The sequence below is a fragment of the Acidithiobacillus ferrooxidans ATCC 23270 genome, assembly GCF_000021485.1.
Classification (GTDB): domain Bacteria; phylum Pseudomonadota; class Gammaproteobacteria; order Acidithiobacillales; family Acidithiobacillaceae; genus Acidithiobacillus; species Acidithiobacillus ferrooxidans.
Map to the genome: position 1 here is coordinate 1,702,423 of NC_011761.1, position 22,655 is coordinate 1,725,077.

19 protein-coding genes and 1 tRNA gene are annotated in these 22,655 nt (G+C 56.1%); 5 read left to right on the forward strand and 15 right to left on the reverse strand.

Going from position 1 to position 22,655, the window contains the following annotated elements; all coding sequences use genetic code 11:
• Positions 1–23 precede the first annotated feature (23 nt).
• Together AFE_RS16115 and AFE_RS09030 are read right to left on the reverse strand one after the other, a co-directional pair.
• On the reverse strand, positions 24–461 hold the full coding sequence (locus AFE_RS16115) for a hypothetical protein (protein ID WP_146235859.1): 438 nt from the start codon (positions 459–461) through the stop codon (positions 24–26).
• Positions 462–638: 177 nt separating this feature from the next.
• Positions 639–1,106 carry a YbhB/YbcL family Raf kinase inhibitor-like protein gene (locus AFE_RS09030; protein WP_012536859.1) on the reverse strand — a complete coding sequence of 156 codons (468 nt, stop codon included), beginning with the start codon at positions 1,104–1,106 and terminating at the stop codon, positions 639–641.
• A gap of 639 nt (positions 1,107–1,745) precedes the next feature.
• Between AFE_RS09030 and AFE_RS09035 the strand changes: the two genes are divergently transcribed.
• Entirely contained in the window at positions 1,746–2,603 is an 858-nt protein-coding gene (locus tag AFE_RS09035) for a DUF2202 domain-containing protein (protein ID WP_012536860.1), read from the forward strand.
• A gap of 214 nt (positions 2,604–2,817) precedes the next feature.
• On the forward strand, positions 2,818–3,033 hold the full coding sequence (locus AFE_RS09040; protein ID WP_012536861.1) for a YfhL family 4Fe-4S dicluster ferredoxin: 216 nt from the start codon (positions 2,818–2,820) through the stop codon (positions 3,031–3,033).
• Positions 3,034–3,083: 50 nt separating this feature from the next.
• On the opposite strand, the gene AFE_RS09045 is transcribed toward AFE_RS09040, so the two are convergent.
• From AFE_RS09045 to AFE_RS09090, 10 genes are all read right to left on the reverse strand, one after another.
• Positions 3,084–3,159: transfer RNA gene (locus AFE_RS09045), tRNA-Lys, on the reverse strand.
• 53 nt (positions 3,160–3,212) lie between these two features.
• Entirely contained in the window at positions 3,213–3,638 is a 426-nt protein-coding gene (locus AFE_RS09050; protein WP_009567370.1) for a Fur family transcriptional regulator, read from the reverse strand.
• Between the two features lie 66 nt (positions 3,639–3,704).
• The gene (locus tag AFE_RS09055) at positions 3,705–4,796 is read right to left on the reverse strand and encodes an NAD(P)/FAD-dependent oxidoreductase (protein WP_012536862.1); all 1,092 of its coding nucleotides are present in this window, start codon (positions 4,794–4,796) and stop codon (positions 3,705–3,707) included.
• 16 nt (positions 4,797–4,812) lie between these two features.
• A complete protein-coding gene (locus AFE_RS09060; protein WP_012536863.1) occupies positions 4,813–8,367 on the reverse strand; it encodes a translocation/assembly module TamB domain-containing protein in 3,555 nt (1,184 codons plus the stop codon).
• The gene (locus AFE_RS09065; RefSeq protein ID WP_226833861.1) at positions 8,364–10,067 is read right to left on the reverse strand and encodes an autotransporter assembly complex protein TamA; all 1,704 of its coding nucleotides are present in this window, start codon (positions 10,065–10,067) and stop codon (positions 8,364–8,366) included. Before AFE_RS09065 ends, AFE_RS09060 begins: the two co-directional genes overlap by 4 nt.
• A gap of 333 nt (positions 10,068–10,400) precedes the next feature.
• A complete protein-coding gene (locus tag AFE_RS09070; protein WP_012536865.1) occupies positions 10,401–10,664 on the reverse strand; it encodes a hypothetical protein in 264 nt (87 codons plus the stop codon).
• Positions 10,665–10,769: 105 nt separating this feature from the next.
• Positions 10,770–12,272, reverse strand: coding sequence for a D-alanyl-D-alanine carboxypeptidase/D-alanyl-D-alanine endopeptidase (dacB, locus tag AFE_RS09075; protein ID WP_012536866.1), 1,503 nt, complete (start codon positions 12,270–12,272; stop codon positions 10,770–10,772).
• Positions 12,273–12,305: 33 nt separating this feature from the next.
• Positions 12,306–13,544 (reverse strand): MFS transporter, encoded by a 1,239-nt coding sequence (locus AFE_RS09080; protein WP_012536867.1) that lies wholly within the window; start codon positions 13,542–13,544, stop codon positions 12,306–12,308.
• Positions 13,545–13,603: 59 nt separating this feature from the next.
• Complete coding sequence (locus tag AFE_RS16815) at positions 13,604–14,104, reverse strand: c-type cytochrome (RefSeq protein WP_012536868.1); 501 nt, start codon at positions 14,102–14,104, stop codon at positions 13,604–13,606.
• Between the two features lie 74 nt (positions 14,105–14,178).
• Positions 14,179–14,436: a hypothetical protein gene (locus AFE_RS09090; protein WP_012536869.1), complete on the reverse strand. Its 258-nt coding sequence runs from the start codon at positions 14,434–14,436 to the stop codon at positions 14,179–14,181.
• 388 nt (positions 14,437–14,824) lie between these two features.
• Between AFE_RS09090 and AFE_RS09095 the strand changes: the two genes are divergently transcribed.
• Entirely contained in the window at positions 14,825–15,826 is a 1,002-nt protein-coding gene (locus tag AFE_RS09095; protein ID WP_236608963.1) for a fatty acid desaturase, read from the forward strand.
• A 58-nt stretch (positions 15,827–15,884) separates the two neighbouring features.
• Here the strand turns inward: AFE_RS09095 and AFE_RS09100 are convergent, their stop codons facing one another.
• The 3 genes from AFE_RS09100 to rfaD are packed head-to-tail and all read right to left on the reverse strand — an operon-like array spanning position 15,885 to position 18,314.
• A complete protein-coding gene (locus tag AFE_RS09100; protein ID WP_012536871.1) occupies positions 15,885–16,289 on the reverse strand; it encodes a hypothetical protein in 405 nt (134 codons plus the stop codon).
• A 34-nt stretch (positions 16,290–16,323) separates the two neighbouring features.
• The gene (locus AFE_RS09105) at positions 16,324–17,325 is read right to left on the reverse strand and encodes an NAD-dependent epimerase (protein WP_012607279.1); all 1,002 of its coding nucleotides are present in this window, start codon (positions 17,323–17,325) and stop codon (positions 16,324–16,326) included.
• Positions 17,325–18,314 carry an ADP-glyceromanno-heptose 6-epimerase gene (gene rfaD, locus AFE_RS09110; RefSeq protein ID WP_009566687.1) on the reverse strand — a complete coding sequence of 330 codons (990 nt, stop codon included), beginning with the start codon at positions 18,312–18,314 and terminating at the stop codon, positions 17,325–17,327. Before rfaD ends, AFE_RS09105 begins: the two co-directional genes overlap by 1 nt.
• A gap of 158 nt (positions 18,315–18,472) precedes the next feature.
• Between rfaD and AFE_RS09115 the strand changes: the two genes are divergently transcribed.
• A complete protein-coding gene (locus AFE_RS09115) occupies positions 18,473–20,458 on the forward strand; it encodes a monovalent cation:proton antiporter family protein (RefSeq protein WP_012536873.1) in 1,986 nt (661 codons plus the stop codon).
• A 95-nt stretch (positions 20,459–20,553) separates the two neighbouring features.
• The gene (acs, locus tag AFE_RS09120; protein WP_012536874.1) at positions 20,554–22,521 is read left to right on the forward strand and encodes an acetate--CoA ligase; all 1,968 of its coding nucleotides are present in this window, start codon (positions 20,554–20,556) and stop codon (positions 22,519–22,521) included.
• The last annotated feature ends 134 nt before the right edge of the window (positions 22,522–22,655 follow it).

The following is a 22,655-nucleotide window of genomic DNA, read 5'->3' on the forward strand; positions in this document are numbered from 1 at the left end:
GGTGCCAGCTTGCTCTGGAGATATCAAATGACCAATCGCACCCGGTGGAGCGGTGGGGGATGATGAATATGGTGCGAGAAGAAAATCGGGTATCGTGCCGGACGGAATATTACCAGACGGGAAAAAGTTACGAAGCCCGTCGTTACCTGGGCTGGGGAAGTCATTTCAGGAAGTTTCAATCCGTCTGATGCATGAGCCCCGGCGCAGATCAACATGCACTGACCTTGGGCCGCCCTGGAATGCGTGTTTATATCGGCGGCGCGATCGTTCCGGCAACAAGCCGGGCCTGTTGCCGACATGCCCGTCACCGCAGCACATGAAAGGCAAGACGGCATACCCACCGCAGCATTGCTCATCCATGCTCCCAGCAGGAACAAAGCCAGCAACGCAATCAGGGGGAAAGATCGGCTGATTCTCGGCATTTCGGTATTCGATGCTTCCTTCCAGAATTCTTTGAACATGGTAAACCCTGAAGTACGCTACAGAGTCAAGGTGCAAAATTGGACCCTCCGGGCACACCACCGGAACCATGACGCGGACGAACAATCGCCGCACAAAAATATCCAAGAAGCTGGTCGGTTAGCTGATCTAAAAATCGCTTTCGATCGCTCGATCAGAACATCTCTCCGTATTGCGACTTAACGATCGCCCTTGGCATAGCGTCCCATGAGCGTGGCTTCGGCCAGCACATGTCCGTGCATGGCCGCCTGGAGGTTATCCTTGTCGGGACTTGGCAACACGGGCAGGGTCGTATCCAGGGCATAGAGCCGGAAAAAGTACCGATGTCTACCGATGGGCGGGCAAGGGCCTCCGTACCCTCTGCGTAGCCAGTCATTGATGCCTTCCCGAACGCCGGCCGGAAGGCTTCGCACCCCTGCAGAGAGTTCCCGAACATGGGGCGGGATGTCATACAGTATCCAGTGTACCCAGATACGCTGGGGAGCTGCAGGGTCTGGAGCATCTGGGTCTTCCACAATAAGGACCAGACTTCGAGTCCCGGCGGGGATATCCTCCCAGCGCAGGGGGGGCGAAAGGTCTTCCCCCTCGCAGGTGTACTGGCGCGGAATAATGCCACCGCTGGCAAAGGCACTGGAGTAGATCTGCATGGCTGCCTCCGGGGCGGAAAGTGCAAGAAACGGCCCCGCCACTGCCGAGCCCGCAGGAAGGCTGCCAATTACGAGCAGCAGTACAGCCCACCACCAAATTCGGCGCATGTCGGGTTTGGTCCCATCTCTGAAATTCGTGATCAGCAGGATCATACGAATTATAGCTCGTACAGACGGCTCCACACTGGATATGCCGGATGAGGCCCCAATGCAGAACCGTACGGTTGTCCGCCGTTTTCCGGATGGGCATCGACCTTTCCCAAACTCCGCTTCGTGGCCATCGCCGAATGTGGCACCCACACCCTGCGCTATACAAGTCGAGCCCTTCTCTGGGCGATCCAGAGGTCCCGCAGTTCCTTCTCGCCGACCCAAATTGATGCCCAGCCGTATTTTCACGTTATCCTGGGCACCGATTTCATAAATCGGCAAAAAACGTCCACGATGGCGGGAAATACGCACAGATCTTGGTCTCGACCGCCTCCTGGCGAAAAAACGGCGGTTGATCACTGAGAGGCAGGACTCCATTGGAGGAAAGCAAAGGTAAAAATTTCTATAGACAAATTAACAATTCTCAATGCGGTATGGTCCTAGCTGATGTAAAAGAGAATCACTAGCATCCATCAGATAGGGGATATTCCCATGAACAGCAGAGAAGAATTGAGTACCAAGAGCCGGACCTGTCCCACCTGCGGGGCGGATCTGCCCGGATTTAACAACGTCGGCAACAGTCTGCCCAATAACCAGAACATCCGCGGTGGCCAAGGCAACCGCGGATGCGGCGTCGGCGGAGGTGGTGGGCGCGGGGCAGGCGGCGGGGGCCGTGGCATGGGCGGCGGCGGCAGAGGCTTGGGCGGTGGCGCTTGGCAGAGCGCGTTTCCCGCTCAGGTCGGCAGCGACTTCGTCTATCTCGACCGCACTGCGCACCGCAAGGAGCACCTCGCGCAGATCCGCTCCACCGTTGCAGCGCATCGTCCGGGCGAGCTGAGCGCTGAAGAGCGCGACGACTTGTTGCTGATGCGCGAGGAAGAAAAAATTGCCCGCGATGTCTATCTACGTCTTTATGACCGCTGGGGAATTCGCCCTTTTGACAATATCAGCGGGGCTGAGCAAGCACATATGGACGCCATCCTGGCCTTGCTGAAACATTACGGCCTTTCCGACCCGGCGCAGGGATTGGAAGTTGGTCGGTTCCGCCGCGATGACCTGCAGGATTTGTACGACCGCCTCGTGCAGCAAGGGCTGCAGAGTCGGGAAAATGCGATCCGTGTTGGCCTGCTGATTGAGGAACTGGACATCGCTGATCTGCAGAATGCGGCGCATCGCACCGTCAAACCGGAGATCCTCGCGGTCTATGCCGAACTCGAACGCGGGTCACGCAACCATTTGCGTGCATTTTATCGCTGGAAGCAGGGCCTCGGAATCGACTACCAACCGACGCATCTTCCCTCCGACGACTTTGAGCGCATCGCCCACTCGGCGCAAGAAGACTGTCAGTAATCTGCACGAGGGTATTTTATGCCATGGCAATGCTCGAAATACCTCCCCGAGTTCCGGCCGCAATCTGGCCGCATTCCTCGTCGGGAGGTATTGACAGTACCCGCCCAACTCGTTGGACCAGCCCTTCCCACGACCTCTCCGGATCGCCCGGGGAGGCCATGCTTCCCCCATCAGGGCGGCTCACCTGCATGATGCCAAAGGAGTGCACTCATCCATGGCCTTGTTCATTACCGACGAATGCATCGACTGCGCCATCTGCGTGGCGGAATGCCCCAACAATGCCATCTTTTCCGGCGCGAAGCATTGCGAGATCGACCCGGACCGATGCACCAAATGCGAGGGATTTTTCGCCAAGCCCCAATGTCAGGAGGTCTGCCCGGTGGATTGCATCCTGCCCATTCCACCCAGTTCTCCATGGAGACCAGATTGATATTGTGCGCCGTGGTCAATCTGGACGTTCTTGCAATTACCTGTTTTATTTGGTGGGTTGTGAGGGGATCGAACCCACGACCCGCTGATTAAGAGTCAGCTGCTCTACCAACTGAGCTAACAACCCGAAGCGCCCCATTATAGGAATTTTTGCCAAGAAGGCAAGGGCGACACAGTGTTTTAGTGCGTCGCGCGCTGCCGAAGCCGTATCACCACCTCGACTTTCTCCACTTCTGTCTCCGGCGGCAGGTCAGGGAGTGTGCCGATTTGCAGGGAGGACGCCGGAATATCCACCAGATCTCCCGAATCTACATAGTAGAAATGATGGTGAGGAGACACGTTGGGGTCATAGAATACCTTACCCGGCTCCACAATCACTTCCCGCACCAGTGCATGTCCGGCGAAGAGGCCCAAGGTGTTGTAAACCGTCGCCTTGGATACTACGGGATAATCCGCATTGACGCGTTGCATGATCTCTTCGGCGGACAGGTGCGCGCAAGAGGAGAACAACGCGTAACCAATCTCCACACGCTGGCTTGTCGGATTGACTCCGGCGTCACGGAGCACTTCCAGCACACGTTGTTTGTTCCAGTCATTGTTGTTCATGGATAGTCTCACTTTACTTCTAAACTAGTTATAGTTATAACGCTTATCTAGCGACAAGAAAAGGCCTTAATGTGCTGACCTCGGTGTCAGGACTGCATAGGGGGCAATATCCAACGGCAGCGGTATCCCCGTCAACAGGGAGACCAGGATATCGGCGGTCGCGGGCGCGTTGGTGAGTCCATAGCGAAAATGGCCAGCAGCGACAAAGAGCCCCTCCCATTCGGGAATGGGGCCGATGTACGGGATGCTATCCTGGCTTCCCGGCCGCAATCCGGACCACTGCCTGAGGACCGGAGCCTGCGCCAGATCAGGAAGCATCTTGATAGTAAAGCTCAAAAGTTCTTCTCGTGCCTTGTTTGTAGTCGACTTATCAAAACCGACATATTCGCTCGTGCTGCCAGCCAGAACCAGTCCGTCCCGCCGCGGCACCAAATAATGATTATCGTGCATCAATATCGTATCGAGGACTCCGGGTTTTCCCTGAAACAGGAGGATTTGCCCGCGCACCGGAATGATATCCAGATGACTACCCGTTTCCGCAAGGATTTTTTCGCTCCAGGCACCGGCCGTCACGACGATCCGTTCTATCGGCATAAATCCGGCGGTGGTTTCTACGCCCTCCAGTCGTTCCCCCCGTCTACGGAAACGGGTGACCGCGGTATTTTCATGCAATACGACGCCCAGTTGACGGCAACGTGCGGACATCGCCGCCAGCAGGCGGGGGTTCCGTACCTGGGCGACCTCCGGACACCAGAGTGTTTGCGTTTTTTCTGCAGGCCCCAGGCGCCAATCCAGCCCCCACCTCGCCCCCCAAGCCAACACATCATTTGGGATTTTCTCGTGTTCGCCCTCCAGAATAAGCAAACCGGAGGGTATCCATTCAGGATCGATGCCAGTTTGCTTTGCCAATCTGGAAGTCAGGGAGCAATAGCGCTGCATACTATACAGCGCGAGACTCAATAGGGCAGGTGGGTAGCGCCACGGATACAGCGGGCTCAGGATGCCCCCACCAGCCCATGATGCCTCCTGACCAATATGACCTTGATCGAGCACCGTAACCCGCAGACCGGCCTCCGCAAGCTTGATCGCACTGAGTAAGCCAATTGCGCCAGCGCCAATGAGCAGAACATCCGTATGCGCAGAGATTTCAGTCGGCATGTGAGCTTACCACCACTTAAAAGTCGATACGGTAAAAAATGTTGGCGCCATTCTGGGTCCCGCTCTCCGTCTGAACCTCAATATGGCGGGAAATCCGGTAACGCAGTCGTGCTACAGTACCGCTGCCCAGTACGGATTGTCCGACACTGAGATAAAGATCGGGGGTAAGATAATGACCCATGGTCACCATGGCACCCGCCAGACCCGAGTTACCTTCGGAGCTTACACCTACATCAATGCCACTGCTATCCAGGCTATTGCCGAACAGTGCGGCACGGCTTGCAGAAAAGAGTGTTCCCGCAGCGGCGGAAAGCAGCGCATTCTGACTGGTGAGACCACTGCTCGGTGTACCCAGCACGAGATAGGAGAGGATATCCGTTTGCGACATGGAAGGTTTGGAGTAGAGCGCTACCTGGGGCACTTGCAGTGTACCGGTGACTTGTACGCCAGCCTCTACGGGGGTGTTGTCCACGGCGAAGCTAGAGGAGCCTTTGATGGTGCGTACCGCCAGCACGTCCAGGTTGGCTTGGTTCGCGGCACCGCGGAAAATGATGGAACCACGCTGGAAGGTGAGGGTGTGCCCATAAATCGCATAATGGCCATCCACCATGCGCAGTGTGCCATTAACCTGCGGACTTTGGCCGTCATGCATGTCTACGGCAAGGTCACCGACCAACCGGGCACGCAACCCGCTGATGATAACCCTCGCATCGTCCCCGAGGGTTACATGCACATTGACACCCAGGGCAGGGCCGCTGCTTTTGTGCTCATTTTTCACGAAAACGACGTCGCCTGAGGGCTTGGGTCCGCTGAAATCTGTACCCAATATACGCAGACGGTCGGTGTGTATATTGCCCTGCACGTCGATTTTCTTTAGGTTTCCGGAAACGCTCAGGTCGGGGCTGATCGCAGCTTGTACCTGCGGCAGATTGAGCGCCGTGAAGTTCTTCCCAGTGATGTGGAGCGTAAAATCATTCGCCTGCTGAAATTGGACGATGCCTGTCCCGGATATTTGGCCAGCGCCGGAGCTGGCTTGCAGTTGATTGATTCGCAACTCTTTTCCATCTCCCACGAGTTGGGCGCCCACGTCACGAACCTCCAAACCCGCCTGCGGGACGAAAAAGCCCAGACCCTGGAGTTGTGCTGTACCTGTCCACTGCGGATGCGCCCAAGTACCCAGAACCTGTGCGTCTATAGTCCCTTTACCTTGCGGCCGAATCCGCAAATTCCCGACGGGGAGGGCGGCAAAAAGTGGTGCACCCACATGCGCCTTTATAGCCCCTTGTATTGGGACATTGGCGTCCCAATGCCAGGGCAGAACGAGTGTCGCGGGGCTGTGCAGGGTCATCTGGGCATTACCCCAGTCATTGGCAAGACCAAGGTCAGCAGCAAGCGAGAGGTCTTTTGGCAACCAACGGAGTTGACCGGTAAACCGTTGCAGAGAGAGCGTATGCGACGTGCCTGCCTGCCGCCATTGCAATTGGGTTTTCTGAAAATTCCAATGTCCTTCCGCCTGGCAAACTCCGTGACACTGCGCTTGCAGGTGTGCATTTAAAAAACCATGGAGCGATGCATCCTCCGCCTGCGCGAAAAAATCCAGAGGTAGAGATTGCAAATCGAGCCCCAAATCGGCCTGATTGGTGGCGGGATTGTAGTGACCTTGCGTGGTAATCCGAGCCGCATGCGCATCGGCGAAAGCCATTTTGCTGAGCGATGCAGCACCATTGACCCATTGCAGAGTGGCTGGGTGGAGTAACTGCCAGTTTCCCAGAGGGATGCTGGTCAGTATGGTCTTCTCCAATCGCAGTCCCCACGCATTGGCCTGATGAGACACCAACCCCATGACGGAGAGGCGGCTTTGCGGCCATTGCGCGTCCAGTCCCAGCGTAAAACGTGTTAATGGCCCTTGCGCATGGACCTGCAGATCAATGCGGTGGCCAGCGTATGCCAGTCCCTTTATATTGATCATAGCCTGCAAGGCGTTCGCGGCCCGGAATTCGGCCCGTGTTTTCAGTGTATTGATCTTTACACCATGATAGGCAAGCCCTTGTCCTGTGCCTTGGATTTCTCCAGTCCACTGCGCCTGAGGCCGCGCCACCCAACCCTGAAGCAGACTCTTACCTTGGGCACCGGGAAGCAAGCCCTGCCACTGCGCCACGTTGAGGACGAAATGCAGACGTTGTTGTAAATTACCTTGGGCGCCCAGGCTTACACCCGGACCAAAAAACTGTGCCTTTTGCAGATCCCACGCGCTCCCTGCGAAGTGCACCAACGCCTCGCCCTGCAAGGTTTGGCGGTAAAGCTGGCTAGGCAGCAATTGCAGCCGCACATCACCCGTGATGACTTTGGAAATTTGAGTGGCGTTGACGCTGAGGTCTCCGGAAAAATTGCCTGGTATCTGAGCCATAATGTGCTGTGTTTGCAGGCCCCTGACCCGAATTTGCCCGGTGACGGTGAGTTGCGGCCGCCACCGGACGGCCAGCACCGAAGGCAGCAGATCTGCGCCCAGCAGCTTGCCGGCATAATGGTATTGCAGGTTTTGGCGATTGCCGTTCACATTGCCCTGAATACCGCCGAATCTGGGATCACCGCGCAGCGCCAGTTGTCCTTGATAACGCTGAGTGTTCCCCCGCAAAGTCAAACTGACGGCCAATGCGCCTACCGGTAACGTGCTGGGCTGCGCTTTTGCCAGGATCTGCTCGAAGCCGCCACTGATCTGGTAACTCCCTGCAGTATTGTCGGGCAAATCAAGACGCCAATGCCCCTGTGCGGGTTTCTGGAGCGCAGGATTACTAAGCTGTAGTGACTGGAGCAAAATCTGCTGTGGAGAGATCTGCGTCATACCGCTCAAAGTCGTCAGTTGCTTGTTTTCTTGTACCTGAATATCCAGGGGGCCGCCAAATGTCTGGGCCGAAATGCCATGCCAGTGTGTTTCCCAACTTATAGTCAACGGGTTGGTGGCACTGCCTTGTCTCCATACACCCAGGCTTTGCAGCCCGCGCTCTCCCATTTGCAGGTCTGCCGTAAGCTGGAGTCTGCCCTGGGGTATCTGCGCCGACAGGTTTTTGATGTGCAGATTGCCACGCCGCCAGGCCAGATCGGAAAATGTCGCCCGGGAGAGGACGAAGGGCTTCTGCGTTCCTTGCCATATGCGCAGGTTCGTACAAGTAACCGGGCTCAGTTTCAGGTCGATGAGACGGGTCCACAGAGGCAATGCGGGCCAGCGCAAATGAATGGGGCTGGGTTTATCAGAGGGCTCCGGCAGGTGCAAATCGGCTTGGTGAAGCTGGAGATCGGCAAAGTCGATTTCTCCCCGGAGCAAATGGGCAGGATGCAAGTGCCACTGCAAAGATCGCGCACGAAAGCGCATGTCCGCACCATGCCAGGAAATACCGGAAAGCCGCATCTTGCCGATAAGCGAGCCTTTTACCTGTTTGACCTGTAAGTTTGGGACCTGCGCTAACGCCCACTGTGCACCGTGGCTGGTAGTGAGCAGCCAGACTAGGACGGTGGCCAGCGTAATCAGGACCAGCAACACACCGGCAATAATGCCGTGGCGGATGCGTATCACAAGCTGAACCCTACCGAGAAGGCGACCCGGACGGCAGGCGTTTGCGGGGCAACCAGTGGGTGCGCCACGTCAAAGCGTATGGGTCCAACGGGGGAATACCAGCGCACGCCTAGCCCAACATCTTGAAGCGCATGAAAACTGGACCAACTGTTGAATGCATTACCCACATCATAAAATGCGACGACCGCCCAGTTTTTGGCGACAAAGCGCTGAATATCGAAGCCACCAACGGCAAGAAGACGCCCACCTTCCACTTCACCGTTCACAGCCAATGGCCCCTGCGATTGATAGGCATAACCGGGCAGGCTATTTTGCCCACCTGCGAAAAATCGCAGATTGGGTGGCAGTTCGCCAATGGACCCAGTTAACCACATTGCCCCCAGTTTGGCATGGGTGCCGAGGACCCAGTCCTGACCCAAACGCCTGCGCCATTCTCCCTGAGCGCTAAAGCGGATAAAATTTGCATCGCTACCCCATACCTTGCTGGCACCCTCAATCCTGGCCGTCAGTGTATAGCCGGCTATGGGGCGCAAGATATTGCGGAAGTTTTGTATGCTATATTGTAGCGACGGATAGATATACAAGCTCGTATTAAACTGTCCAGCCACATTGTAGTTGGCGTCCTCAAAATTAACCAAGGCCTCTATGGTTTCACCTTTACTCAGACTGTTATCGCTGCGCAATGACCACTGCCGACCAGCGCTGGCAAGGATCTCGTTAGCATTATAGGCGGTCAGATTTTGATTCTGATAACTGCCTTGCGCAATATATTCGGATCCCAGGCGCGCACCGACCGGCCAGCTATAGGTAACACTGGCATTGCGATTCAGTTGCGCCGCCAAAATGGAAACGCGAACATGCTGTGCCTGTTCGAAAGCATTATAATTATCATATATAATTGCTGCATTAGGACCGATATCAGTGCTATATCCGGCGCCTATTTTCAGGTGTTGCCCCGGCATGCTTTTCAAGTTAACTGAAACAGGTATCGCATTATTTATCGCTTTTCCCAAATCGCCATGCACGGAAATATCAGAGAACCGGTCGGCATTGCGCAAATTGCTCTGAGTGACTGCCAGCGCCTTTGGTGAATACCAGTCTCCTGTCTTGAAAGAAATATAGCGCTGAATGAACCATCGCGGATAGTGCTCCGCACCAGTGATATTAATATCTCCAACTCGGAAGCGTGGTCCGGTATTGAGCCACAAATAAATATCTGCCCAGAACTGGTCACGATCCACAAGAATCTCATGGCGCGAATAACTGGCCTGCGCATAACCGCGCGCGGTGAGGAGTGAGAGGACATTCCCCTTCCAGTCCTCATAAATAACCTGATTGAGAACCCCTTCTTTATGAAGCGGAAACTGAGAGAACAGTTTTTGTAAAGCCGGCAGTTTGGATCCATCACCGGTGGATTTTAGGTCGATTTTGCGGACCAGAACAGGCCGCCCAGGGGTGACGGAGAAGGTTACGAGGACTTTTCCCTTTGCAATGTTTTTACTGCTCTCCGTCCATGTGGCGCCGTAATAACCATAGGCTTCAAGCGCATCCTTAAGGCGCAAACCGGCCACCATTTCTGCTTCTTCCAAACGGTCCGCCTGGGATCCGATCACCGCAGGGGGGAGAGCATGTGCGAGATTCGCTGCCAGGGGTCTGGAGATCCCTTCCACAATGAAAGTTACTTCATCAGCGTTAGCCATTCCACCGTACAGCAATGAAACACCCAAGCCCGTCAGCCATAGGCCACGGCGCAGGTCACGCAGACGACCGCGTTTCGCGCTTCCATCCTTCCTGACCGAACCCAGAAAACCTCCTGCCGTTTCATTTGTGGTCCAGGATAACCATAACGCCACAGGGAATACTCGGGTCAACGCACCCAGGATTGCTCACAGCGTGACGATTTGCCGAGTTTAGCACGATTTATGGGGCCAGGATGCGGCGCGCGGAAGGGGAGAAGTGTACATACAGCCCGCAGTGCGTACCTTACTGATCTTCGATTTGGTCAGACTGTCTCAGGATACTCGAAAAGCTAATCAATGATGGGGGTCATCGAAAGGCGAACGTGGGCGGCGAATCTCCCGATAGTCCGTAACCACGATATCCGTATGCATTCCCTTGCGCATTTTTCGCCGCTGCCACCAGAGGAAAAGCATTCCGCTGCCCGCGAGAATGGCAACCGCAATGACAGCGAAGATGGCAAAAAAGAATAGGCCGACCAGCAGGACCATGCTCACCATCACTGCGAGCAGACGTACCCACCAAGGCCCCCGACTGCTGAACGATTGATAATAAGTCATTACGCTCCCTTAAGCTTTTCAGAATACCACCGTATCTTCAGACTTCGAAACGGCCGCGGAAGTTCATTTAACATAATAAGTATTATGCGAACCAGTAAAAACTTTCTACATGGGGCCGCTCAAAGCGACACGCTGCACCAGGGCGTCCATTCGTCTGCGGATACGCTCTTCAGAGCCTCGGAAATGTTCAACCAAAATGGCAAACGCATATTGTGGGTGGCCGAGGTTATCCCGAATAAAACCAGCAAGAGACAACGCATCGCGCAGAGTACCCGTTTTGGCTTGCACCGTACCCGCAGGCAGAGCGCTCAGACGATGCCGGAGCGTTCCATCTTCGGCATTGACCGGCAGCGAATCGCGCCAGGAGCCCCCCCAGGGTTCCTGATAAGAGTGCAACAGCATACGCACCAGATCTGCGGCGCTGAGGCGATCCTCACGAGATAATCCGCAGCCATCTACCAGTCGAGATTGGGTGTCAAGTATACCGTTCACAGAAAGCCAACGGTGCAAGCCCTGCATGGTCGATGCACGGCTTCCATCACCGCCGCGAGCCAGATCCGCATCCCGGAGCAGTACTTCTACATGGGTGTTTTCACTCACCTTGTTGGCCACCGTGATCTCCTCCACCAATGGCGGTGACTCGTGTTTGGCCAATAAGGCATAGTGCGCATATCCCCTGGACTGCTTTGCACCGCGCTTGTTGTTCAATGCTTGGATAGGATTACCTACAAGAATACCCTTTTCCTCCAAAGCCTGTCGCAATGCTACGGCGGCAAAATAGGCTGGATCAGGCTGCGCCAGCATCGCGGCAAAAATACCGCCCTTGGCGGAAATCGCGCCAGTCAATAGATATCCGCTTCCAGATTTTTCCAGGCGTACGGGACGAATGGGATCCTCCGCCGAAACGGTGATCACCGTGTTCCGAATGAACCCTCCCGGGTTGGGCATGATCTCGGCGTTGGTGCGTACCCCCGGGGCCCGCCCCGGTCTGATTCGTACCGCGATCATGGCGTCGTTGAACATGAGTGCATGGATCGGTGCGCCATACCAATAGCGCTGATCCTGTTCCGTCCAACCCGGTAGCGCGCTATCTGCGGGAAAGTACGTGGCATCGGCCAGAATACCCTCCGGAATTTGGCGAACACCCGCAGCCCATACTTGAGCGGCAAGCATGCGCATAGGGTACATGGGGTCATCTCGTACTGTTCGCCTGACAAACGGGAAGCGACGGCTGGAAAGATCGGGGTCGCCACCCCCCAGAAAAATCAAGGGCCCCCGCACTACGCCATCATCGATGGTCCGGGCCAGTATCCGAGTTTTCTGGTGAGATTCAGGCCCCAGTTCGTGCAGAATATACGCTGTGGTCAGCAGCTTCGCTGTGGACGCAGGCAGTTGTCCATGATCTGCCTGCACACTCAGAGTGGGCCTGCCCTTTTGCACATCCTGAATCAGAATACTCCATTGGCCGTCGCCAAACTGGGTGTTTGCGTCCTTCTGGCCGGTAGCGGCGATAGCGGGCATAAGCCAGAAAAACGGCAATATCCCGACAAAAAAATACCGCCATAACCGGCCTCCATCCCCTTTCCACAGCCTCCCATCCGAACGCATCGTTTCGCTCCGATTTATAATTGTATGATACTATTAGACGTTTTCATCAAAAAGGTCCGATCCCGGCATGGATTCCTGACGATCTGTAAACAGGACCGCCGGCATGCGCAGCGCCAACCACAAACTAGGTAGTGCCGCCGCAAACGCCAGTAGAAAGAATTCCACAAATCCCACCTGTGCTGCAAGAAAACCGCTAAATCCGCCGACAACCGTGGCTGCCACGGACATCAGGGCGGAGCCAATAGCAAAATGCGTGGCCTGGTAATCACCCCGACAACGCTGCATGAGGAAGACCATCAAAACGGCGGTGCCGAGACCCGCCGCAGCCTGCTCAAAGGCCACTGTGACACCTACCCACCACACAGAGGGCATCACCCAGGCCAGCCACGCATAGGCCGGAATCGCCAGGGATTGAATCAACGTCAACGGCAGCAATGCATGGCGCAACCCCCAACGGGATATGATGATACCGCCCAGCAAGGCGCCTCCGATAGTCGTCACCGTCCCTACTGTTCCGGTGAGAATGCCGCGCGCCATCAAGCCGTAGCCCAAATGACTGAGAAACGGAGTCACCATAGCCGCCATCATGGCGTCGCCCGCGCGGAAAAGCAGGATAAAAGCCAGTGCCCAAAGAATCCCTGGTTGCTGCATGTAGGTGGTGAAAGCTTCGCGCACGGCGTGCCAATGCTGTCCTTTGTGACTCGTGGACGGGGGCGATGGCGGCAGTGCGCGCTGATGAAAAGCCGCCAATCCCCATAACATCACCGCCGCAGTTAAAAAACAGGCGATCCAGGATATCCACCCGGCGACAATGACCAGCACGCCGTTTCCCACCAGCATGGCAATCCGATAGGCTGCAACCCGCAATCCGGAAAAAGCCGCCTGATCGGATGGGCTGAGTGTCTGGATATAATACCCGTCTACGGACATATCATGGGTGGCCGACAGGAAGGCCATTAACATAAAAATTTTGGCGGCGAGGTCCAGATTCAGGTGCTGTGCTGGCCAGATCAGCAAGGCGGCCACGCCACCCAAGATGATTTCCATCACCACAAGCCAACGCTTTTTGTCCGCGAAAAGGTCGATCAAGGGGCTCCAGAATAGTTTCAAATTCCAGGGTAGTCCGAAAAACGAGAGTAGTCCGATAACCTGCAAGCTGGCGCCTGCATAGGTAAAAAACTGTACGGACACCTGTTGCACCAGCGAATAGGGCAACCCTTCCGCGTAATAGGTGCTGGAAATCCATCTGAATGTCTTAAATTTTTTCCGCAATGTTCATCCAGATATAAAAAACCCCCGCAGAGCGGGGGTTAGACGACCAAAGAAATCCACTAATCAGATTTTGGGGGAGCGACAGGCTTTTGCGCCAACACCCATGAAACCAATTCCTCGGCTTCCACGGGGGTCACGCTCTGCGCCGGCATGGGCATGGAGCCCCATACTCCGGACACGCCGTGCTCAATAGCGTACTTTAACGTTGCTATCGCCTTGGGATCGCGCTGATACCGGTAGGCGACCCAAGCAAAAGCAGGCCCGAGGACTTTGCTATCTACCTGATGACAGGCGAAACAGCCCTTGGCTTCCGCCAGCGACCGCTCCGTCGTCAATACCTCAACCAGGTGCTTATCTCCTTCTCGCTCGCCAAGCCCAGGCGGCGCCACACTTCCACCATGCCCATCACTCCGGGCAGTTCCAGAACTCTGCCTGCTGTCCGCCACCGGGCTGCCAGTAGAACTACCAACCGGCGCAGTAGCAGATCCGTCCTTCCTGGCACAAGCGGTGGCCAGACTGATGACGCCGACTAGCATCAGAAAGCGCACAACTGGCCTCATACCAAACTCACCATTGTAGTGCGCTCCCGATGTCCAGCTCTGAACGAGCCCGTGTAGACCTGTGGAGTGCCGAATCAGCTCGCGGAAGAAGTGTCGCTGCTGGTGGCGCTGGCACTAGGTGCTGCGGATTCCATTGGTGCCATGGCGCTGCTGCCCGTATTGTCGGTGGCCGCCGGAGCGGCAGACTCGGTGGTGGTGGTCGCCGGGGCAGCGGAGCTGCTGGCAGATGCAGTAGTGGACTCTTCCTTCTTGGCGCAAGCTGAGGCAAGCGCGATGGCACCTGCAACAAGAATGATCCGGGCAACAGGCTTGATCTTGGCAATATCCAACATGTTTTAACTCTCCTTACGTAGGTTTTACAAGATGACCGCGTCAGTAGCTAAATGGTATAGCGCAAATGACTTCATAATGGTAGCACTAATTTCCCTTGTGCCAAACAGTCCCCAGCACTCTACCGGCAGCGGAGGGGGATCAGCATCGAACACCTCGACGGTACCCGGCAGGTACGGCAGGTTTGCTCCGCCCTCGGGTTGTATAATAGGATATGCAGGTATACTATAATGCCATGAAAACGGATTTGCCAGGGAGTACATTGCTATGCCACTTACCTCTTCCAATGCTGACTTTGAGGCATTGCGCCCCGTCAAGCTTCAAACCATCCGGGACGTGATTCGGCCGGAACGCTACCAGCGATCAACAGGCATCGCCCTCGCGTGGTACATGTTTGACGCAATTTTCTACCTCTCCGCCATCACCGGCGCCCTTCTCGCCGGACCTTGGTGGCTCAAGCTGTTATTCGGACTGCTTGCGGGGTCGGCGGTGGCCTCTATGTTCGTCTGGGCACACGACGCAGCGCACGGCGCCCTCTTCCAGAGCAAGCGCACTGCCGAGATCTTGGGCACCATCTTCATGCTGCCGTCGCTGAACATGTACCGCCTCTGGGCCTTTGGGCACAATCGCGTGCATCACGGTTTTACCAGCCTGAGCACCATCGACTGGGTATGGCGCCCCTGGACTCCCCAGGAGTACAGAAGCAAAACGGTTTGGCAGAAGATGATCTATCGGTTGGAACGTAGTCCTTATACTTGCGCCCTGCACTACTTGTTGCGTATCTGGTGGCCGGGCATGGTCCGTTTCAAAGTAGACGCCAAAAACAAAGATCGTTGGCCATTCTTCTACAGCAAGATGGTAACGCTGGTGTTTTTTATAAGTTTTTCCGCGTTGGCATACTGGATCTCCGGTCCGATGGGTATCATTGCGGCCGTTATTCTGCCTTTCTTGGTGTTCAACTATTACATCGCGCTGTTTGTCTTTCTCCACCACACGCATCCCAATGTGCCATTTTTCTCGGAAAAGGAGGAATGGAGCCAGAGTATTGGCCAGCTTTATTGCAGCATAATCGTACGTTGCTCCAAGGTCAGCGAGTACCTGATCCATAACATCCTGATCCATACACCGCACCACGTTGATCCACGGATACCCTTCTATCGCCTGAAAGGGGCTTACGAAGATTTACGTGCAGAGTACGGCCAGTACATTCATGAAACGCGCTTCGGCTTTTTTGAGATTCGGCGTATCTTCAAGGAATGCAAGTTATATGACTACGAGGGAAAATCTTGGTTGAGTTTCCGGTCCGGCCGTAGCTGGATTGAGGAGAAGGCTGCGGACATCGCTGCCTCCGCTACCTCTTCCGTATATCAGCCCGGCAAGACCGCACACTGACTGGGGGCGCCCTTGATGGTGTGCCGTGGTTCTTTGTATGCCGGCCGACACCTCCCGGTTATGACTCGTCTTCCGAGAGTTCCGGGTGGTGTTTTTCCTGTACCGGAGACGGTGTATGAAGTGCCTGGAGGTGCAGGATTTTCATAAGTCGTTCCACCAATGGGTATAAAAGTACTGCAGATACCGCCAGGTAGACCACCCCTGAGTACAAGGCGTAGGCGCTGGCGAAAAGTTTCGCGCAGGTACCATGCAAACTGGCAACGGGCCCCATACCGCTCAGAATCATGCTCGCATTGAGCAGGCTATCGATCCAATCGATATGCGCCAACAGATGATAGCCCAGCATGCCCATTCCGAGGGAAAGCAGCATCAGACCCAGGGCAGCACCGGCATAGCGTAATTGTCGCCACAGAAACTCCGTCCGGGTGAGCAAGTGCAGTGGTTGATGCGCGCGTGTATTCATGGAGCTACCCCGTTTTTCGAAAAATGTCGGGCTGTCAGCCGTAGTACTGGCGATACCAGGTCACAAAGCGCTGGAGACCCGTCCGTAAAGGGGTGTTTGGGGCAAAGCCCACGCTCTGCTGTAACGCGGTAACGTCGGCATAGGTAGCCACCACGTCGCCATCCTGCATGGGAAGCCATTCAATTTGCGCGGACTTGCCGAGGCACTCCTCCAGAATGCGGATAAAATCCGTGAGTGCAACGGGTGTGTGGTTACCGATATTCTGAATGCAGAAGGGGGCGGCACTGCTTGCAGGGTCTTCCGGCCAGATATCCTGCGCTTCTGGCGCACGTGGAATGAGTCGCGCCACCCCTTCGATGATGTCATCGATATAAGTGTAATCGCGCTGCATCTGGCCGTGGTTGAATACGGGGATGGGATGCCCGGCCAGGATTTTCTGCGTAAAGCTGAAATAGGCCATATCGGGACGCCCCCAAGGGCCATAGACTGTAAAAAACCGCAATCCAGTACTGGGAATACCATAAAGATGAGCGTAGCTGTGCGCCATGAGCTCACCTGCCCGCTTGGTGGCCGCATAAAGGCTGACTGGATGATCTACCGGGTCATGGACACTGTAAGGCAAACGATTGTTGGCACCATATACCGAACTGGAAGAAGCGAAAAGCAGATGATCGACCCCCTGCGCCCGGCAGCCCTCCAGCACATTCAGAAAACCAACGACATTACTGTCCACGTAGCTGTGCGGTGCTTTCAGGGAGTGCCGCACCCCTGCCTGAGCCGCGAGGTTGACGACGGCATCAAAGTGGGGGCCTGCAAAAAGCGTCTGCATACCCTCGCGATCTGCCAGATCCAGAGGTTGGAACTGGAAGGCTGGGTGCCCCTCCAGTTGCGCCAGACGGCCGCGTTTCAGGCCGGGATCGTAGTAGTCATTGAGGTTGTCTATCCCGCTGACAACCCAGCCATCGGCCAACAGACGACGCGCCAGATGAAACCCGATAAAACCCGCAGCACCGGTAATAAGTATTCTGCCTTCCATCAGGTCGTCCGTTCCGTGAGCCATTGCACATAGCGATCCACCCCCTGTCCCACGGTCAGAAAGGTTCTGTCATATCCTGCACCGCGCAGTTTACTGATTTCCGCCTGGGTGAAGCTCTGGTACTTACCATTCAGGGCTTCGGGCATATTGACGTAACGAATGGCCTGCGTTTTCTGCAGTGCGGGCAGGGTCAGTGTCGGGCGGTTAGCGCGGTGCTCCAAGCTATTGATGACGGCGACTGCCATCTCGTTGAAACTCTGCGCCTGTCCTGTGCCTACATTGTAAATTCCGCTGTGCGGGTGATCCAGGAAATGCATGTTGACGGAAACCACATCGTCTATATAAATGAAATCGCGCCGTTGTTCACCATCGGCATAGCTGCCAGACCCGGCAAACAGGCGAACATGATTGTCCAGCCGATATTGGTTGTAAAAATGCAGCGCTACTGAGGCCATGCGGTTTTTGTGAAACTCGCGTGGACCGTAGACGTTAAAATAACGAAAGCCATGTACCGGCGCCCGCAAATCCGTCCAGATCTGCCGGAGATACTGGTCGAACTGAAACTTGCTGAATCCGTAGACGTTGAGGGGCGATTCGGCGTAGCGCTCCTCGACAAAGATACCAGTCATGCCGTAGACCGAGGCGCTGGAGGCATAAAGGAAGGGGACATCATGATGTTGGCACCAATGCAGCAGCACTTTGCTGAAGGTGAAGTTGTTTTCCATGACATAACGGCCATCTGTCGCCATCGTATCGGAGCATGCGCCTTCATGGAAAACGGCTTCGACACCCTTCAGATGTTTGTTCTCTATCAGTCGAAGAAAAGCCTCTGCCTCCATGTAGTCGGCAATTTCCAGATCGGTGAGATTGAGAAACTTGTCGGCGCGGCTCAGATGGTCGACGACGAGAATATCCGTAATGCCCCGTTGATTGAGGGCCTGCACGAGATTGGCGCCGATAAAACCGGCCCCGCCAGTGACGATATACATGCGTACTCCTCCTTTTGCGGCTATGATAACAGAAAGCAGGCACCTTCCTATAAGGTACCATCACTCTGCTCTTTCCCCAGGCTCACACCTGCCCTATTCCTGCTGCAAAAATCAGATAGTGCCCTATAGAGGGGGCACTGCCATGTCCGAGGAGGAACATGCAAGATCACGGCCTGTTGACGATCATCCTGCTCTTGGCTACCGGAGTGCTGCTGGTTGGCTTTCTGCGTCATCTGCGTCTGCCGGCAGTCTTTGCATATCTTTTGACAGGTGTCATTCTGGGTCCGCACGCCCTGGCCGTAGTGCCCGATCTTGCCAGCACCCGACAGCTTGCCGCCTTCGGGGTGGTTTTTCTGATGTTTACCATTGGTCTGGAATTCAGTCTCGCGCAGTTCCTGAGCATGCGCCGCCTGGTATTTGGCATGGGACTGGCGCAGGTCGTTCTGACCAGTCTGGTCTTTGTCGGCATCGCGTTGCTCATCCCGCTCTCCTGGAAAACGGGGGTGATCCTCGGTGGAATTTTGGCCATGTCATCCACTGCCATGGTGGTGCGGGCGCTGGCTGAAAAAATGGAAATACAGACCCGGCATGGGCGTATCGCCGTAAGTGTACTGCTGTTCCAGGATCTCGCCGTAGTCCCCTTACTGATTCTGATCCCTGCGCTTGCCGGTTCGGCCAACGATCTGGCAGATGATCTGGCCATGGCCGGACTGAAGGCGGTGCTGGTGCTGTTGGTCCTGCTTGTGGTCGGGCGGCCGGTGATGCGACCCTGGTTTCAGCTCGTGGCCAATCGCAAGTCGACAGAGCTGTTCATGCTCAATGTGTTACTGGTGACCCTCGGACTTGCGTGGATTACCGAACAGGCCGGATTATCGCTGGCACTGGGTGCTTTTGTAGCAGGAATGCTGATTTCCGAGACGGCTTACCGCTATCAGGTGGAAGCGGATATCGCGCCTTTTCGCGATATTTTACTGGGCCTTTTTTTCGTTACCATTGGCATGCTCGTGGATTTGCCGGCATGGTGGGCGAATCTGAGCTGGGTCATCATCGTGCTTGCCATGATTCTGCTGCTCAAGGGTGCGCTGGTCTGGGGACTCGCACGTCTTTTCGGCTATGAGTCGGGCGTGGCCATGCGCTCAGCCATTGTACTGGCTCAGGCGGGTGAGTTTGGTTTCGTGCTGCTGGCGTTAGCCAACCAGTATCAATTATTGCCTGCCCATGTGCTGCAACCGGTTCTCGGCGGCATGCTCCTGTCCATGATGCTCGCACCTGTTCTGGTGGAGCGTAACGGATGGTTGACCCGTCAAATGGTGGGCAGCTATCGCCACCATCGCGATCAGCAACTGGCGGATATCCGTTCGGCAAATTTGCAGGCGCATGTTGTGCTCTGCGGCTATGGGCGGGTGGGACAGAGTGTGGGGCGGGTTCTGGAAGAAGAGGGTATCCCCTTTGTGGCGCTCGATCTGGATCCGGTACGGGTGCGCCAGGCGCAGTCCGCGGGCGAGTCCATTTTTTATGGCGACGCCAGTCGTCGCGACGTGTTGCAGGCGGCAGGCATTTTTTCTGCACGGGCTGTAGTCATTACGTATGCGAATGTCACCTCCAGCCAGAGGGTGCTGTCCATTATCAAGGAACTACGCCCGGACCTGCCAGTCGTCGTGCGGGCCCACGACGACAGCCAGTTGGAGAGACTGGAGGCCGCCGGCGCTGATGAGGTTGTGCCAGAAGTAACCGAAGGTGCTCTGATGCTGGCCTCGCAGGCCTTGTTGCTGATCGGTTTTCCGATCAGTACGGTGCTGCGTCGAGTGCGACGTTTCCGGCAAGAGCGTTATCAGTTCTTCCGGGGAGCGTTCTGGGGGAGCTCGGAACCCGGTGAAGACCAGGGTTCGGCGCGACTGGCTTCCATTGCGCTGGGTGAAACCGCTTTTGCCCTCCATCTCAGCCTGCGCGAGCTGAACCTCACCAGTTTTGGCGTGGTCGTAGTGGCCGTACGACGCCACGGAATCCGCGGACGTGAGCCGTCTCCCGATACGGTACTGCAACCTGGGGACGTGCTGGTGTTATTTGGGACGCCAGCGGCACTTACCCAAGCTGAACTCTACGTGCTCGAAGGCAATAAAGTACAGGAAGCAGCGGCGGTGTAAGGTGTTGGGCAGGGTGGAGTGGCAACAATGTGTGTGCGGTGCTATGTTTGCGGACGCCTGTTCAACCGTATGAACCACTTCTCCAGGTACTTTTTATGTCGACATCTATAGACTCTGCCTTATCCGAAACACGATCCTTCCCTGTTCCCGCGCATTTTGCCAGTCAGGCCAATATGGATGCCGAAACCTTCGCTCGCCTAAACCGGCAGGCGACGGAGGATCCCGATGGTTTTTGGGGGGACCTGGCGCGTCAGCATCTGGACTGGGATGTTCCGTTTCAGCGTGTACTGGAGGTGGATCAGGCACCCTTCTATCGCTGGTTCGGCGGCGGCCAACTCAATGTAGCGTACAACTGCGTGGATCGGCACCTGCGGGGTGCCACACGCCATAAAGCAGCATTGATATGGGAGGGCGAGGATGGCAGTGTGCGGACCGTGACCTACGCGCAACTGCATCGGGAAATGAGCCTTTTTGCCAATGCCCTCAAACATCAGGGGGTGCAAAAGGGGGATCGGGTCGCGATCTATATGCCCATGGTGCCGGAAGCGATCATCGCCATGCTTGCCTGCGCACGGATTGGGGCGATCCATACCGTGGTGTTTGGCGGATTCTCGGCGGAGGCCCTCAAGGATCGTCTGGAGGACACCGATGCCAAGGTGCTGATCACCGCCGATGGTGCCTGGCGTGCAGGAAAGATGGTGCCACTCAAACGCCATGCGGATCAGGCCCTGCTGCGCGAGCATGAACATTCCGTACGGCACGTCATTGTCCTGCGCCGTACCGGGGCGGATATCGACATGCAGGAGGGCCGCGATATCTGGTGGGAGGATGCTGTCGCCGACGTGAATGCTGACTGCCCTGCCCTGTCCATGCAGGCTGAGGATACGCTCTTCATTCTTTACACCTCGGGTAGCACTGGCAAACCCAAGGGCGTATTCCACAGCAGTGCAGGCTATCTGCTCTGGACTATGCTCACCACTCGCTGGGTATTCGATATCAAGCCGGAAGATGTGTACTGGTGCACCGCGGACATCGGCTGGATCACCGGCCATAGCTACGTGGTCTACGGTCCGCTGGCCAACGGTGCCACCGTCTTCCTTTATGAAGGGGCGCCCATGCACCCGCAACCAGATCGGTTCTGGAAAATGATCGCACGGCACGGCATCAGTATTCTCTATACCGCCCCTACGGCGGTACGCGCCTTCATGAAAATGGGCGATGAATGGCCACAGCGTCATGACCTCTCCAGTCTGCGGCTTCTGGGTTCGGTGGGTGAACCTATGAATCCGGAGGCCTGGATGTGGTATTACAAACAGATTGGCGGTGGGCGCTGCCCCGTAGCCGATACCTGGTGGCAAACGGAAACCGGGGGGCACATGATCGCGCCATTGCCTGGCGTGACAGCCAACAGGCCAGGTTCATGCGCCCTACCCCTCCCCGGCATCAGCGCGCGCATCGTGAATGACCAGGGCGCCCCCATCACCGCCCCCAATGCCGGGGGCTACCTGGTCATTGATCGGCCATGGCCAGGCATGCTGCGTGGCGTCTGGGGGAATCCGGAGCGCTATGTAGAGAGTTACTGGGCCAGGTTTGATAATCGCTACTACATTGCCGGAGATAGTGCGCGCCGCGACGCGGACGGTTATTTCTGGGTGATGGGGCGTATCGATGACGTACTCAATGTCTCCGGGCACCGTCTGGGTACGGCGGAGGTGGAATCGGCATTGGTGGCGCACCCTGCGGTCTCGGAGGCAGCGATTGTTGGAATCCCGCACGAAATCAAAGGAGAGGCTATTTGTGCTTTTGTTGTACTGAAGCATCAACATCAGGGTGACGATCGTGATGAACTGGGTGCGGCGCTGCGCGCGCAGGTGACTGAACTGATCGGTGCGATCGCCCGACCCGACGATATCCGTTTCACCGACGCTCTGCCCAAAACCCGTTCCGGCAAAATCATGCGCCGTCTGTTGCGCTCCATTGCCCGTGGTGAAGAGGTCACCCAAGACATGAGCACGCTGGAAGATGAGGGCACCTTACAGAACCTGGGTACCGTAAAGCGATAATAAGCAATTCGGCGCGCTGCGTGCGCAGTGTCATTAAGGTGCCATCTTGCGCCGGCAGAGCAAAGAGGTTCCCGGCGCAAAAGCCGGGAACCTCCTTTGATTCCTTACGGGAGCCCGCCTGGCGTATCCTGGTG